12 protein-coding genes and 1 riboswitch are annotated in these 15,067 nt (G+C 71.7%); of the genes, 7 read left to right on the forward strand and 5 right to left on the reverse strand.

What is annotated here, in order from left to right; translation table 11 throughout:
* The first annotated feature begins 9 nt into the window (after window positions 1-9).
* The 3 genes from OG470_RS17580 to OG470_RS17590 all read left to right on the forward strand — a co-directional run bounded on the left by OG470_RS17580 (window position 10) and on the right by OG470_RS17590 (window position 2,830).
* The gene (locus OG470_RS17580) at window positions 10-423 is read left to right on the forward strand and encodes a hypothetical protein (protein ID WP_328425632.1); all 414 of its coding nucleotides are present in this window, start codon (window positions 10-12) and stop codon (window positions 421-423) included.
* Between the two features lie 134 nt (window positions 424-557).
* Entirely contained in the window at window positions 558-1,325 is a 768-nt protein-coding gene (locus tag OG470_RS17585) for a hypothetical protein (RefSeq protein ID WP_328425634.1), read from the forward strand.
* 285 nt (window positions 1,326-1,610) lie between these two features.
* Window positions 1,611-1,752: riboswitch (cyclic di-AMP (ydaO/yuaA leader) on the forward strand.
* A gap of 232 nt (window positions 1,753-1,984) precedes the next feature.
* A complete protein-coding gene (locus OG470_RS17590; protein WP_328425636.1) occupies window positions 1,985-2,830 on the forward strand; it encodes a C39 family peptidase in 846 nt (281 codons plus the stop codon).
* 70 nt (window positions 2,831-2,900) lie between these two features.
* Here OG470_RS17590 and OG470_RS17595 read toward each other — a convergent pair whose 3' ends face one another.
* The gene (locus OG470_RS17595; RefSeq protein WP_328425637.1) at window positions 2,901-3,944 is read right to left on the reverse strand and encodes a hypothetical protein; all 1,044 of its coding nucleotides are present in this window, start codon (window positions 3,942-3,944) and stop codon (window positions 2,901-2,903) included.
* A gap of 148 nt (window positions 3,945-4,092) precedes the next feature.
* Here OG470_RS17595 and OG470_RS17600 point away from each other — a divergent pair, with 148 nt between their 5' ends.
* Entirely contained in the window at window positions 4,093-4,839 is a 747-nt protein-coding gene (locus tag OG470_RS17600; protein ID WP_328425639.1) for an alpha/beta fold hydrolase, read from the forward strand.
* Between the two features lie 4 nt (window positions 4,840-4,843).
* On the opposite strand, the gene OG470_RS17605 is transcribed toward OG470_RS17600, so the two are convergent.
* The 4 genes from OG470_RS17605 to OG470_RS17620 all read right to left on the reverse strand — a co-directional run bounded on the left by OG470_RS17605 (window position 4,844) and on the right by OG470_RS17620 (window position 9,924).
* A complete protein-coding gene (locus OG470_RS17605) occupies window positions 4,844-6,514 on the reverse strand; it encodes a CDP-glycerol glycerophosphotransferase family protein (protein ID WP_328425641.1) in 1,671 nt (556 codons plus the stop codon).
* Between the two features lie 42 nt (window positions 6,515-6,556).
* Window positions 6,557-8,074, reverse strand: coding sequence for a bifunctional cytidylyltransferase/SDR family oxidoreductase (locus tag OG470_RS17610; RefSeq protein ID WP_328425643.1), 1,518 nt, complete (start codon window positions 8,072-8,074; stop codon window positions 6,557-6,559).
* Window positions 8,075-8,219: 145 nt separating this feature from the next.
* A complete protein-coding gene (locus OG470_RS17615) occupies window positions 8,220-9,038 on the reverse strand; it encodes an ABC transporter ATP-binding protein (RefSeq protein WP_328425645.1) in 819 nt (272 codons plus the stop codon).
* Entirely contained in the window at window positions 9,031-9,924 is an 894-nt protein-coding gene (locus tag OG470_RS17620) for an ABC transporter permease (protein ID WP_328425647.1), read from the reverse strand. Before OG470_RS17620 ends, OG470_RS17615 begins: the two co-directional genes overlap by 8 nt.
* A 217-nt stretch (window positions 9,925-10,141) precedes the next feature.
* Here OG470_RS17620 and OG470_RS17625 point away from each other — a divergent pair, with 217 nt between their 5' ends.
* The 3 genes from OG470_RS17625 to OG470_RS17635 all read left to right on the forward strand — a co-directional run bounded on the left by OG470_RS17625 (window position 10,142) and on the right by OG470_RS17635 (window position 15,011).
* A complete protein-coding gene (locus OG470_RS17625; RefSeq protein WP_442931197.1) occupies window positions 10,142-10,741 on the forward strand; it encodes a TetR/AcrR family transcriptional regulator in 600 nt (199 codons plus the stop codon).
* Between the two features lie 127 nt (window positions 10,742-10,868).
* On the forward strand, window positions 10,869-12,980 hold the full coding sequence (locus OG470_RS17630; RefSeq protein ID WP_328425652.1) for a DUF6077 domain-containing protein: 2,112 nt from the start codon (window positions 10,869-10,871) through the stop codon (window positions 12,978-12,980).
* Window positions 12,981-13,253: 273 nt separating this feature from the next.
* Entirely contained in the window at window positions 13,254-15,011 is a 1,758-nt protein-coding gene (locus OG470_RS17635) for a CDP-glycerol glycerophosphotransferase family protein (RefSeq protein WP_328425654.1), read from the forward strand.
* The last annotated feature ends 56 nt before the right edge of the window (window positions 15,012-15,067 follow it).

The raw sequence follows: 15,067 nt of genomic DNA on the forward strand, positions 1-15,067 counted from the left end.
CGTGGGGACGTGCTTTCGGTCGCGCTCACCTGTCCGCTGTGGTGGGTGGCGCGCTGGGCGACACGTGTGCTGACCAGCCTCGCCGTTGTCGCCGCCCTCGCGCTCGGCGCCGGCACGTCGCCCGCCTCGGCCTCCGGGCTGTCGGCGCCGGCATCCGGGCTGTCGGCGTTCAGCCCCGGGTCGGTCGCGCCGTCGGGCCGGCCCGCCCCGATGGATGGCACCGTGCACATGCCGCCGATCGCCGCCGAGGAGGCTGCTGAGCAGCCCAGCCCGACGCGGTCGAGCGACGGGCAGGCAGCGCCCCTCGGTGGCGAGGCCGCTGTCCCCGCCGACGCGGCCCCGGTGCTCGCGGCCGGCGCCGACCGGCTACCTCGCGCGGATGGCCCGGCCAGCCGCGCGCCCCGGGCCCCACCCGGGCGCTGAGCCACCGGGACGAGCGTCCCGCCGCCGCGCCTGTCGACTCATCAGCTTCACACCCGCCGGACCCGTGGCCCCGCCGCAGCCTGGGTGGCCCGTGCGGATCCCCATCGCATCGCTCTCTCCCCGAGGTGCCCACCATGGAGACCGTCGTCTTCTACCAGTTCCTGACCGAGGTGCCGCAGGCCGTCGCCATCTGGTCGGCCCTGTTCCTGCTGGTGCTGACCGTGCTCGCCGTGCTGGTCGCCCGCCCGGAGCGGGACCGGCCGGCGGTCGACCCGACTCCGGCGCCCACCGCCCGGGAGGTGGCCGCAGCCGAGGCCGCCGACCTGCGCCGGTACGCCGAGGAGGTGGCCGTCGCGGCGGCCGGCGCGGCGCAGACCGCCCGCCGCCGACGCGCGGACTGGCTGGCCGCTCAGGAGCAGGTGGAACGTGCGTGGGCCGGGTACGACGAGGCGGACACCGCCGCCCGTCGGTTCGCCGGCGCCGCGGCACTGCCCACCCCTCGTACCCCGCGTACCCCCGCCGAGTACGCCGCCCGGGAGCGCTATCTGCATCGCGCGGCGATGGCGGCGTACTGGCGCGGCGACCTGTCCATGCGGCAGCTCGCTGACGTGTTCGGGCAGCGGCACGGCTGGGACCCCCGCCGGCACCCGGTTGAGCAGGAGGTGCTGCTCAACCGGGCGGTCCGGGACGCGAGGCTCGCCGACTACCGGGCCGCCGCCGGGCGGGAACGGTCGGCCTGGCGAGACGCGGAGCTTGCGGCCTCCTCGGCCCGGGCCCTCACCGAGGAGGCTTACGCGGCGGCGGCCCGGCTGCGTCCGAACCCGCTGCCGGCGCGTCGGACGATGACCGCAGTGCTCCGTCCGGCGGCCGCGACGCGCTGGCGGCCGGCCCGGGTTGGCTGAGTCGTCAATTAGGCCGTGAGCCCGGTCACACTCACTCGAAATCGGGCGGACGGCTCGATCGGCAGCATTGTTCCCACGAATTCGAGGCCATTGCCGACGGCCTGTCCGGTTGTCGCCCGCAGGCGCCGCCGTAACCGGTTGTCCCATCGAGTCGCGTCAGCGGCAATACGCGCAGAAATTGCTGCGACAGTTCAGGTTTACGCAGGTGAACCTGACTTGGCAGGGTGCGGAGCGGCCAGTAGTGTCGTCCCGTCCGGTGCGGTAACCGATCGCAAGAGGCGACGCCGCGCTGACCCGCTTAATCGTGATCAACGAACCGGGGACCCACCAGTAAGTCCGGGGTGAATCCGCGAGCCACGGCCCGCGGTAGGGCGATCTTCCCGCCCGAATCCGTCAGCTAACCCGGTAGGCGGTGTCGGAAGGAGTTCCATCGTCGTGCAGCAACTCTCGACCCCTCGATTGTTCCCCCGCCTCCACGGCGCCGCGGTACCCCCGCTCATCCGTCCAGTGACGGTGAGCTGACCCCCGGGTCACCGCCTCTTCCGCCCGGCCGCGCCGGGCATTCCCCTGAGCGGTTCATCATCCGCGGACCACGGTCCGCGCGCTGGCGCCTGCCCGGATATCGGTCCGGCCCCGGTGTGCCGCTCTCCCCCTGATCCGTGGAGGACCCCGTGAAGCACACCCTGAAGCGTCAGCTCCGCCGCCTCACCACCGAGCGTCCGTACCAGATCGTCACCGCCTCCGCTGCGGCCCTCGTGATCGCGACCACCACCGGTGCTCTGTTCGCCGGCGCCGACGACGCCCCGGCCAGCCAGCACACCGCGACCACGGTCGCCGAGATGCGCAGCGACTCCGTTGCCTCCCGTGGCGAGGCGCGTGCCGCGTCCCCCTCGGCCAGCACCGCGCCGACCACCGCTGCCCCCGCGCCGGCCACCAAGGCCGCGTCGCCCGCCGCCAAGGCCAGCAGCAACCCGGACCTGACCAGTAAGCCGAAGCCGCCCGCGACCAAGGTGCTCGACTACGACTACCAGGTGCAGAACACGTACTACAACTGTGGCCCGGCTGCCACCCGCAACGCCCTCAGCGCCGCCGGCATCGACCGCACCCAGGGTGAGCTGGGCGCCGAGCTGGGCACCACCGAGATGGGCACCAACTCGGCCCTGGACACCACTCGGGTGCTCAACGCCGAGGTGAAGGGCTCCCCGTACCGGACCCGAATGTTCGCCGGCACGCCCAGCCCGGCCCAGATGGACCAGCTCCAGGCCGACGTGGTCAAGGCGATCACCGACGGCCGCGGCGTGGTGGCCAACGTCGCCGGCGACGCCACCGACACCGATGGCGGCTGGCACTCCTACGGCGGCGGCCACTACATCGCCGTGGTGGGTTACAAGGACAACGGCCGGACCGTGCGGATCGCCGACTCGGCCAACGCGGCCGACCCGTCGTACTGGATCACCACGATCAACCTGGCCAACTGGATCGCCACTCGGGGCTACTCCGCCTGACCCGGGCGTAGCCGCCGCGGGCGCCGTCCCCCACAAGGGGCCGGCGCCCGCGGCGTCTCTGTCCGTGCGATCAGTAGCTGATGAAGCCGTACAGCGCGAGGTGGTTCGACTTCGTCCCGCTGACCGTGTGGTCGATGCCGGACGGCTGCACGCTGCCCTTCACGAAGAGATAGTCGATCTTGCTGGAGCCGCTGGTGGCCTTCGACCCGTAGCCGGTCATGCCGTACCCGCCCAGCGTGCCGGGCGCGATGCCAGTGCGGTTCGCGTCGATGCCCACGATGCGGATCGTGGAGGCGTTCAGCAGGCTGGTCGCGTCGGCACCGAGGTGGATGCCGCTGTTGGCGATGCCCCGGTCGCCGTCGCCAGCGCACGCGTTCTGCCGGTTCTCCTGCGGTAGGTGCATCGTCGCGGCGAACACGCTGGTGCCGGTGGCCTTGATGGTGAACCGGGCCGCGATGGCGCTGGTCCGCTTCCACTTGTAGTAGTCGGTGCTGTCCGGGTCGCTGTTCGGCGGCTTGTACAGGGTGCACCCGGCGCCGTTGGCGTAGGCCGTGCCGGGCTTGAGCCAGCCCGCGCTCCAGTACTTCGAGATGTCACCGGCGGCGAGGCTGAGCGTCCGGGTGTTCCAGATGATCCCGTTGGTCTGCTTCTTTTTGAGGTCGCCGAGCGACTGCGAACTGCACTTGTGCGTGCTGCCCCACGGCTCCGGGTCACTCCACGCCACGATCGCACCGTAGGTGCCCGCCGGGTGGCCGAACTTGGCCGACAGTTGGTCGGCGTACGCCTCGGCCTGGCCGGTGCCGCGCACCTGCTGCACGATCAGGATGTCGGGTGCCACCACGCCACTGGTGCCGGTGCGGCCGGCGTCGTCGACCAGGATCGAGGTCAGGTGGTCCGGCCCGGAGATCCGGGTGCACGTCCCGTCGGAGTTGTTCACCACCAGGTTCTCGATGTTGTTGTTGTAGACCCGCAGGACCCGGTCGGCCGCCGCGACCGCGGTGGCGCCCTGCGTGGGGCTGGTTGACGATGTGCCGAGCGCGGGAGCGCTGGGCGCGGTGGCGAGCGCGACGGCCGCCAGGGCCGCCACCAGTGTTGATCGATGCCTCCTGCGCACGGTCGGCTCCTCTCCACGGTGGGCTCGACGGGTGGCTGGGCCCGTCCAGGCGCCGAACTCTACAGTGGATCTTCCCTGGTCGCGGTCCCCGCGCGCATCGGCGGTGACGACTCTCGTACCCGGGGGCGAACCGTGGAAGACTGCGGCCGTGGTGGATGAATCAGGTGGCCGGACAGGCCGCGGGCCGATCCTGTTGCTGCTGCACGGGATGGGGGCGACCGGAGACGTCTGGCTGCCCTGGGCCCCACTGCTGGAGCAGCACTGGCCCGGGCGGTGGCTGGCACCGGACCTGGCCGGTCACGGTTGGTCGGCCCCGCTGCCGTCGTACTCCTTCGAGGGGTTCGCCGAGCGTATCGCCCACGGCCTATCCGCCGACGACCGGATCGTCGTGCTCGGGCACTCGCTGGGCGGGGTGGTGGGCCTCGCGCTGGCCGCCCGCGCCGCCGGGATGCCGGTGGACGCGGTGGTCGGGCTGGGCATCAAGGCGGTCTGGTCACCCGACGAGCTGAGCCGCTCCGCCGAACTCGCCGCCCGCCCGGTGAGCTGGTTCGCCAGCCGCACCGAGGCGGCCCGCCGCTACCTGCGGGTCTCGGGGCTCGCCGGCCTGATCCCGTCGGATGATCCGGTGGTGGACGCCGGGCTGCGCCAGGTCGACGGCCGGTGGCGGCTGGCGATGGACTCGACCGCGTTCGCCGTCGGCGAGCCCCACCTCGCCGCTCTGCTGGCCGCGACCGACGTGCCGGTGGTGCTGGCCCGCGGCGAGCACGACCCGATGGTCACCGACGCACAGCTCAAGGAGTTCGGCGTACCGGTCGTCACGCTGCCGGGGCTCGGGCACAACGCGCACGTGGAGGACCCGGCGGCGGTGCTGGCGCTGCTGGACGCGTACCGCTGAGCTGCTACACCGGGGTGGCGGTGGCCAGGGGCTTCGCCGGCTCCAACTCGTGGCGGGCGGCGGTCAGGAACGCCTCGGCGTACGACTCGGCCGGGAAGTCACCCAGGTAGCGGCGGCGGGTCGCCCAGCGCGCCTCGGCCAGCGGGTCGGTGTCCAGCAGGGCGGCCAGCACATCGTCCACATTCGACATGTCCCGGCGTAGCACGTAGCCGGCGCCGGCCAGCGGGAAGCGCTCCACGAACCGGTCGCCCTCGTCGCCCATGTCGGTGACCGCGTAGGGCTTGCCGGAGTAGAGGTAGTCCGAGATCACCCCGGACACGTCGGAGACCAGCGCGTCGGACCGGTTGACGCACTCGGTCAGGCTCAGCTCCCGGGCCGCCGCGCCCATCACGTGCTGCCGCCCGGTGCGGGCCCGGTCGGCGACCAGCAGCTCGGTCAGCCGGCCCAGTTGCCGGGCCGAGGCCGGGTTCTGCGCGGTGTACGGGTGGGCACGCAGGATCACCGTCGCGCCGCGCTCCAGCAGCCGGCGCAGCAGCTCCTCCGCCACCGGCAGCGAGCAGTAGTCGGCGTCGGCGTGGTGCCCGGTCCAGGTCGGGGTGTAGAGCACGGTCGGGTTCGCCAGCCCGCGCACCGGCTCCGGGCGTACCTCGATCGACTCGACCTGCGGGCGGCCCACCACCACGAACTTCTCCGCCGGGATCTGCACCCCGGCGCGGGCGTACCGGTCGATCGCGGCCGGACCGGCCACGAAGATCCGGTCGAAGATCCCCGAGACCGGGTTGGCGCTCGGCGCCTTGTCGCTGTCGCCGTGGTGCAGCTGCACGTGGGTGAGCTGGGTGAACCGGATGCAGTGGCTGTTCTTCGCACCGTGGTTGACGTAGAACGCCGCCCGCAGGCTGGGCACCAGCGCCTCGTCCATCGCCCGCAGGGTGGGGCAGTAGACCACCGGCGCGTCGGTGGCCGCGGCGATCGGCGCCAGGAACTCCGGCTCGCGCAGCACGACCATGAACGGCCGGCCGATCCGCTCCAGGTACGGCAGCCACATGGTGACCTGGTACTCGGAGCCGGGCGGCGCGGAGAAGTAGAGCAGGAACTCCGGCTGGTGCCGGCGCAGCGCGCGGGCCACCGCCCCGCCACCGGCGGTCGGCCGGAACCGCCGCCGGGCCAGGTCCAGTGCGACCGCCCCGGCTCCGGCGCCCACCAGCAGGCTGGCGACCAGCGCCACGGCTGCGGGCAGGGTCAGCGCGGCGGCCAGCGTGACCGCGGCGAGCAGCCCGAGCAGGGCGGTGCCGAGCTGATCGGCGATCACCGGGGTCCAGGTCCGGACCGGCAGGTTGGCCCCCCGGATCTCCAGGTTGCCGGCGGTCCGCAGCGGCCCCACCAGCAGCACCAGCCCCAGCAGGACCAGGGCGGTGGCGACCAACGCGGGGTCGAACCCGTCGTCCAGCCGCCGGGAGTATCCGACCAGGACCGCGGCAGCGATCAGCGCCGTCTCCGCGACGAGGTCCGCGCTGGGCCGGATCCGCCGTTCGGCGGCCGCCGCGGCCAGTGCGGCGACGGCCAGCGCCAGCCCCCACCCGGTGGCGCCGGTCAGCGCCACCACGACGAACGCCAGCACGGCCAGGCCGGTGCTCAGGCACCGGGCGGCCAGCTTTCGGACCAGGTCACCGCGCATGTCGCTCCGTTCGCCGCCGTCCCGGATCTGCCGCCGTCAGCGTCAGCTCGCGGAGACCGCGCCAGCGGGCGCCTCGACCCGACCCGGCCCGGACTGGGCCGGCACGGTCGGCGCGGGGCCGTCACCGGGTGCCCGGCGTACGTCGATCACCTGGCCGGTCAGATCGGAGATCAGCACGTCCAGCGACGACTGGGCGACGGCCTCCGCGGCGAGCAGGGTGTGCTCCGGCTCCTCGCCGAACGCCCGGGTCCGCATCGGGGTCGCGGTCCGCTCCGGGTTGATGCAGTTGACCCGTACGCCGAACTCGGCCCACTCGTCGGCGAGCGCCTGGGTGAGGTTGACCAGGGCGGCCTTGGTGGCCGAGTAGAGCGCGTAGCGGGCCCGCCCCCGGGTGTAGGAGCTGGAGGTGTAGAGCAACAGCTGACCCTTGGTCTGCTGCAGGTACGGCAGGGCCTGCCGGGCGATGGTGACCGGGCCGACGAAGTTGACCTGGAGCACGCGGTCCATCGTCGCCTCGTCCATCTCGGTCAGGGCGCCCTTCTCCAGGATCCCGGCGGTGACCACCACGTGGTCGATCCGGCCGGTGGCCTCGAAGGCGGTCTTCAGCGCGGCCTCGACGTCCTCGGCGCGCTCCACGTGCGTGCCGGTGGTGGAGCGGCTGAACGGGAAGACCTGCGCGCCGTAGCGCTGGGCCAGCTCGCTCAGCTCGTGGCCGATGCCGTAGCTGCCGCCGAACACCACGACGGTGCGGCCGGTCAGCTCCTCGGTGTAGCTGCGGTGGTCGGTCAGCCGGGGCGCCTGCGCCGCGGCGAGCTGGAAGAGCTTGTCCGCCAGGTGCACGTCGACCGGGTGGGTGACCTTGATGTTCTCGTCCGAGCCGTCGATCACCTTGATCGGGGTGCCGGGCAGGTAGCGCAGCACCACCCCGCAGTCGTCGGTGGCGGAGAAGTTCGGGTCACCCTCGGCGATCCGGTACGCCTCGCGGATGGTGGGGGAGCGGAACGCCTGCGGGGTCTGGCCCCGACGCAGCCGGGAGCGCACCGGGATGTCGGTGATGCAGTCGTTGTCGTCCACCTGGATGATCGTGTCCGCGGACGGGATGGCCACGTCCACGGCGTCGTAGGTCCAGAGGGCGTTCACGCACTCGCGCACGATCCGGCCGCTGAGCAGCGGGCGCACCGCGTCGTGGAAGAGGATGTTGCAGTCCGCCGGGCCGACCGCGTCCAGCGCGATCCGAGTGGTCGCGTTGCGGGTTTCGCCGCCCTCGATCACCTGGGTGACCTTGCGTAGGCCGGCCTTCTCGACGATCAGCCGGGCGTCCTCGACGTGCCCGGTGGCCATCAGCACGATGATCTCGTCGATCTCCGGCGCGGCCTCGAAGACGGCCAGGGTGTGCTCGATGATCGGCTTACCGGCGATCTTCAGGAGCTGCTTCGGGATGCCGAGGCCCAGCCGGGTCCCGGTGCCGCCGGCCAGCACCACGGCCACCGTCCGCGAGGGCCGCCACGGTGCCGGGGTCTCCGGTGCGGCGTCCGGGCCAGTGGTCTGGTCCTGCGTCATTGCCGGATCCTCACTCTCAGGAATGCGTTAACGGAAGGTTCCGCCCGAGCGGCGACGGAATGAACCTTAACGCGCGGACCGCGTCACCCCAACGGGGGAGACGCGGTCGACGGCGCCGTGTCGATGCCGGAGGTTCTCCGGCGCTCTACTTGCTGTTCGCATAGGCCTCGTATGCCCGGATGACCTCGTCGGTGGGCCCGTCCATCCGCAGGACGCCGGATTCCAGCCAGATTGTCCGTTCACAGGTGTCGCGCACCGAAGAGAGCTGATGGCTGACCAGGAACACGGTGCCGGCCCCCTCCCGCAGCTCCCGCACCCGCTGCTCGCTGCGCTTGCGGAAGCCCTTGTCGCCGGTGGCGAGCGCCTCGTCGATGAGCAGCACGTCGTGCTTCTTCGCCGCGGCGATGGAGAAGCGCAGGCGGGCCGCCATGCCGGAGGAGTACGTACGCATCGGCAGGCTGGCGAAGTCACCCCGCTCGTTGATCCCGGAGAAGTCGATGATCCCGGCGGCCTGCTGGGCCACCTCGTCGGGATGCATCCCCATGGCCAGGCAACCGAGGACGACGTTGCGCTCACCCGAGAGGTCGTTGAGCAGTGCCGCGTTCACACCGAGCAGCGACGGCTGCCCCTGGGTGTAGATCGCGCCCCGGTTGACCGGCAGCAGGCCGGCGATGGCCCGCAGCAGGGTGGACTTGCCGGAGCCGTTGCTGCCGATCAGCCCGATCGCCTCGCCCCGGTACGCGGTGAACGACACCCCCTTCACCGCGTGCACCTCCCGGATGTTCGGCGCGGAGGTGCGCTTGATCAGCCGGCGCAGCGCGGCCACCGGAGTGGTGCCACCGGCGGCGCCCTGGTGCACCCGGTAGATGAGGTGCGCGTCGTCCACCACCACGGTCGGGATGCGCTCCTCGACCGGAGCCAGCGTCACGGTCGCCTGGAGGGAGTCGTCGAAGTGCTCAACCACGGCCGTACTCCTGTTCGCCGCGCCAGAAGTAGATGAAGCCACCGATCCCGGCCACCAGCGCCCACCCCGCGCCGACCAGCCAGAGCTGGGTCAACGACTCGTTGAGCAGTGGCGCCTGCTCCAGCAGCGTGTACCGGGCCAGCTCGATGTAGACCAGCATCGGGTTGTACTGCACCAGCGTCGTCGCCCAGCCGGGCAGCCGTTCGAAGAGGCTGACGCTGTAGAGGACGCCGGAGCCGTACATCCAGGTGCGCAGGATGAACGGCATGACCTGCTTCAGGTCGCTCGCCTTGGCGCCCATCCGGGCCACCAGCAGCACGACGCCCGCGTTGAACACCGCCTGCAGGATCAGGGCCGGCACCAGCATCAGCCACTTCAGGGTGATCGGCTCGCCGGTGGCCAGCACGATGCCGATCAGCACCACCATCGAGGCCAGCAGCTGCTGGAACTGGGTCATCGTCGTGGACAGCGGCAGGGTGGCCCGGGGGAAGTGCAGCGCCCGGATCATCCCCAGATTGCTGCTGATCGACTGAGTGCCGGCCAGGACGGCGCTCTGGGTGAAGTTGAAGATGAACAGGCCCGTGGTCAGGTAGGCGATGTAGTTCGGGATGTCGTTCTGCGCCAGCACCACACCGAAGATCAGGTAGTACACCGCCGCGTTGGTCAGCGGGGTGAGAACCTGCCAGAGCTGTCCCAGCTTGGCGTTGCTGTACGAGGCGACCAGTTTGGCGTTGGCGTACGCGGCGATGAAGTGCCGGTAGGCCCACAATCGGCGGCTGTACTCGGCGAGGCTGGGTCGCTCACCGGCGACCCGTAGCCCGTGCCGAGCGGCCAGCTGCGCCTGGGTCAGGCCCGTTTCAGGGTCGACCAGCGCGGTGGTGGCCATGGAAAGGGCGCTCCGATCTTTCGGGACGACGGGTTGCTCGCGACGATGGAATCCTAGTGGGAGTTGTGCGCGGAGCGCCGCCTCGTCGCTGCGAGGACAGTAGTCCGAAACACGTCGGGACGCAACCGTACCGTCGTTGCGCTACTCTGGCCTTCGTGACCTGCGAGAAGAGTCCCTGGTGACGACCGAGAAGAGGCGCGCTCCGGCCGGCGCGGCGGTGCTCCGTGGTGAGATCACCACGGCCATCCGGCGCGCGCTGATGCAGGAGCTCGCCGCGGTCGGCTACGGCCGGCTCTCCATCGAGGCGGTGGCCCGCCGGGCCGGCGTCAGCAAGACGGCGGTCTACCGGCGGTGGAACTCCAAGCTCGACCTGGTCCTGGAGATGGTCGCCGCCGCGGCGCACGGCAAACTGCCGGCACTTGACACCGGCACCCTGCGCGGCGACCTCGCACTGCTGTTCCAGGTGGTGGCGCACGCGCTGCGCCACCCGCTGGCCTCGCAGATCATCCCGGACCTGTTGGCCGAGGCCGCCCGCAACCCCAGCATCGACCAGACCCTTCGGCAGGTGCTGCACGACCGACAGCAGGAGATCGGCGGCCGCCTGGTCACCCGCGCCATCCAGCGCGGCGAGCTGCCCGCCGACACCGACCCGGACGCCGCAGTCGACCTCATCGTCGGCCCGCTCTACTGGCGGCTCGCCATCGCTCGCCTCCCGCTCACCGACAGCTACCTGGACAGTCTGGTCGAATCCGTGGCCCTCGGGCTCGGTGTGGACAGCCCCTGTGCCCGACCTCGGGCGGCCCCGGTCTCCGGCTGAGCACGCCCGCGACACCCGCCACGAGGGGGATCGGTTCAGCTGTCGGTCTCCGCTAGGCTGCCCCATTGACACCCGGCCGTCACTGTGCCGAAACCCGCCCCTGATCCGCCCGACGAGAAGGACACCCGTGGCCAACGTCGACAGCATCGCCGTCGCGCCCACCAGCACGGACCCGGCACCGGGGTCCGACCAGGCTCCCCAGCCCAGCACCGGCCCCGCCCGCGTCCCGGCAGCCAGGTTCCGCACGCTGGTGGCCGCCACCCCGGCGCTGCTCACCGATGGCGCCGTGGTCGCGTTCGCACTCTGGACCGTGCTCTACCACGCGGCCTTCCTGGGGGACCTGCGCCCGTCGGTGACCTTCCGGATCTGGCTGGTCGCCTGCGTGCTGCTCGCCGTCGTGGCCCTGCTGCGCGCCCGCCGCCGTTCCGCCGGCACCCTGAACGCCAGCGAGCCGGCCTCGGCCGATCCGGCACCCGCGCCGCCCGCCGTCGACCGTCGCCTGCTGATCGGGGTGCTGGTCGCCGCCGTCGTGGCCGCGATCACCGCCGGAGTGGCCGGGACGGATGTCGACATCTCCTGGTGGATCCCCGCGGTGGCCGGTCTGCTCGCGGCGGTCGGCGGCATCCTGCTGCTGCGCAAGGTCTGGCTGAGTGGCCCGACGTCCGCGTCGGTCGCGCCCGCGCCCACCGCCGCGCAGTCGGCGTACGCGCTGGTCGTCTCGGTGCTGGTCGGGATCTCCTCGTTCTTCCTGGCCCGGAACACCCCGGACGACGTGTACTACGTGGGCAAGTCGGTCTGGATCGCCGAGCGGGACATCGTTCCGCTCAACGACTTCCTGTTCTCCGAGAACGTCCTGCCGGCGATGGGCTCGCAACCGCCGATCCCCTCGATCGAGGTGTTCGACGGCGCGCTCGCCAACGTGATCGGCATCCACGCGGCCTCGGCCACCTGGTACCTGGTCCTGCCGATCATGGCGGTACTCGCGGTGCTGGCGCTCTGGCGGCTGACGCACCGGTGGGCGCCGCGCCGCCCGGTGCTCGCCTTCAGCGTGGCCGTCGCGTACCTCTACCTGGTCGTGGGCGGGGACGCCGCACTGGGGACGTTCCACCTGCCCCGGCTGTACGAGGGCAAGGGCATGTTCGTCTCGGCGGTGATCCCGCTGATGTGGCTCTACCTGACCGAGTGGTTCGACAACCGCTCCCGGCGCAGTCTGCTGCTCATCGTGGCGCTGTCGATCACCGCGATCGGCCTCACCACCACCGCCGCGATCATCCTGCCGATGCTGGTCGGCGCCGCCGGCTTCGCCATGCTCCTGGTCGGGCGGTGGAAGGCCGCACTGGTGGCCGGGGTTGCCGCGCTCGCGTACCCGATCGGCTCGGTGGTCGTCTCCCGCCTGGTGCTCGGCGGGATGAGCGCCAGTGGCGCGGACGATGCCTTCTTCGACGCGGCGTACACCTACCGGCGGACGCTGATGGTCGGCGTGGTCGGAGTGATCGGCGGCCTGGCGCTCTGGTGCGGCCCGCTGCTGGCCCGTCGTCGCACGCCCGCGCTGATCACAGCCGGTGCCACCCTGGCGCTGAGCGTGCTGTTCGTTCCCGGCGTGCTGGAAGCGATGAGCGCGCTCAGTGGCATCTCGGTGGTGCTCTGGCGGGTGCCGTGGCTGCTCGCCCTGCCAACGCTGATCGGGTTGCTCTGCACCGTGCGCGTGCCGGTCGCGTCACGGGCTATCCGCCGCGCGGCGTCCGGCGGGATCGCGGTGCTGCTGGTCGCGTCGTTCGCCCTCTTCGCCACCCCGATGTGGTCGCCGACGAGCTGGGTCGACGTGCACGACCGACCCACGTGGAAGCTGCCCCAGCAGCGCCAGTCGATCGCCTTCTGGATCAAGGGGCTGGACCGGCCGCCGGGCCTGCTGCTCGCGCCGAAGACGATCATGCGGACCTCCCTGATCGTCACCAGCGAGGTCCGGGTCGTCCTGCCCCGCGACTTCTACCTCGTCGAGTACGACCTCAACTCGCAGTTCGCCAAGGACCGTCTGCTGCTCGCCGCGTTCGCCGACGGCGGCGACACCACCCCGTCGCCGTCCGAGCTGGCGCCAGCGCTCGACCGGCTGGACGTGGGAACCATCTGCGTCTACAACGGCAACCAGTACGCCCGCGACATGGCACCACAGCTCGGCTACCAGGAGTTCGCCGAGCGCCGGGCACCCGGTGCGATGACCTGCTTCCGGCGGGTCGGCTGAGCGCACGCCCAGCAGAGATGGCCGGCTCCGTTGTGGTGCCCGGCTTACCGAGCTACGGAGCTTTGACCGGAATGGTGCCGGATACCCGAGCGACGCCATCGTGTCCCTTCGCGTTAAGGTCGCAGTCACACGTGGCCGGCCGCCACGAGGAATCGGGGCCGCGGCCACCGTGGCCCGCCGCACTCCTGCGGGTGCGGTCGGCCAGGCGCGGCGGGAAGTGACGCCGACCACCACGGGCCCAGCCCGTCCTCGAACTCGTAGGGAGCGAACTCTTTGTTCGGCACGTTGACAGGACGCATCGGAGTGGCCGCCCAGAGCGCGCTGCTGGTGCTGTCCTACCTGGTCATGCTCGTCGCCGGCGCACTCGGCTGGATCGGTCTGTTCGCCGTTGCCGGGCTGATCGCCGTGCTCGGCGAGTTCGCCCTGTCCCGTTGGTCGCCGCCGTCACTGCTGCTGCTGGACAAGGTCGGCCTGCACTGGTCGTACCGGCAGCTGACCCGGGACCTCGCGGCCGTGCTGGTGGTCGCCGCGGAGGTGTCTCTCAGCGGCACCGAGCTGACCTGGCTGCTGGTCCTGCCGGCCACCGTCTGGGTCGTCTCGGTCTTCGCCGGAGCGCTCTCCACGATGATCGACCGTCGTAACCCGCTCTCCGCCATGGTGCGCAACATCGAGCTGGGTCCGCTGCGCTCGGCCCCCCGGCCGCCGGCCTGGGCGGCCGCGGTCGCCGGGGACCGGATGCCCCTGCTCAACGTGCTGCTCGTGCCGGCAGCCGTCGCGGCCGCGGTGCAACACGACCCGACGCCGTTCTTCGTCGCCGCGGTGGTGGCGGTGGTGGCGACCGGACTGGTGGGCGCGATCATCGCGCTGACCTGGCTGCGTGGCCGGGGTACCGGGCAGGACCCGCTGCTGCCCGCCGTCCAGCGTTGGTTGGACACCCACCGGCCCGAGGTGGCGCTCTACTTCGCCGGCCCGGCCAAGGACGTCTACCAGGCGAACATGTGGCTCGCTCCGACCGAGGCGCTGGGCCAGCCCGCGGTGGTGCTGATGCGCAACCGGGAGGCGTTCCTGGAGTTGGCCGACACCCGGCTGCCGGTGATCTGCGTACCGGCCGGGGTGGACTTCATGAACCTCGAGCTCAGCAGCGTCCGCGCGGCGCTCTACTCCGCGAACGTCGGCGCGAACATCCACCTGCTCCGCGATCCCGGCATGAAGCACGTCTTCGTCGGGCACGGCGACAGCGACAAGCAGGCCAGCGTCAACCCGTACAGCAAGGTGTACGACGAGGTCTGGGTCGCCGGCCTGGCCGGCCGGGAGCGGTACGCCCGGGCCGGGGTGGGCGTGCTCGACTCGGACATCGTCGAGATCGGCCGGCCGCAGCTGGCCGGTGTGCACACCTTCGGCGCCGAGTCGGTGGACCAGCCGTTCACCGTCCTCTACGCGCCCACCTGGGAGGGATGGCTCGACGACGACCCGTACCACACCTCGCTGGTGCTGATGGGGGAGCGGATCGTCAAGGGGCTGCTGGCCACCAATCCCCGGGTGCGTCTGATCTACAAGCCGCACCCGCTCACCGGGTCGCGGTCCAAGGCTGCCAGGGTCACGCACGAGCGGGTGGTGGATGCCATCCGGGCCGCCGGCGGCAACCCGAACGCGGCCTCTCTGGACGGGACCGCGCACCTGGTGGTCACCGGCCGCACGCCGGCGCTGTTCGACTGCTTCAACCAGACCGACCTGCTGATCAGCGACGTGTCCAGTGTGGTCTCCGACTTCGTGCAGAGCCAGCGGCCGTACGTGGTGGCCAACCCGGCCGGCCTGCCGGAGGACGAGTTCCGCCGGGAGTACCCGACCGCGCGGGCCGCGTACCTGCTCTCCAAGGACTGCGGCGAGCTGGAGAAGATCGTGGCGGTGACCCGGGCCGGCGACGACCCGATGACCGAGGCCCGCCGGGAGCTGAAGACCTACCTGCTCGGCCCCGCCGAGGCCAACCCGATGGACCGGTTCCAGGAGGAGATCGGCCGTCTCTGCCGCTGAACCTCGCGTTCGGAGATCCGCGCCCGGCCCGACACCCGTCGGGCCGGGCGCGGTCA

Origin of the sequence: Micromonospora sp. NBC_00389 (genome assembly GCF_036059255.1) — a bacterium.
In the GTDB taxonomy this organism is placed as follows: Bacteria; Actinomycetota; Actinomycetes; order Mycobacteriales; family Micromonosporaceae; genus Micromonospora.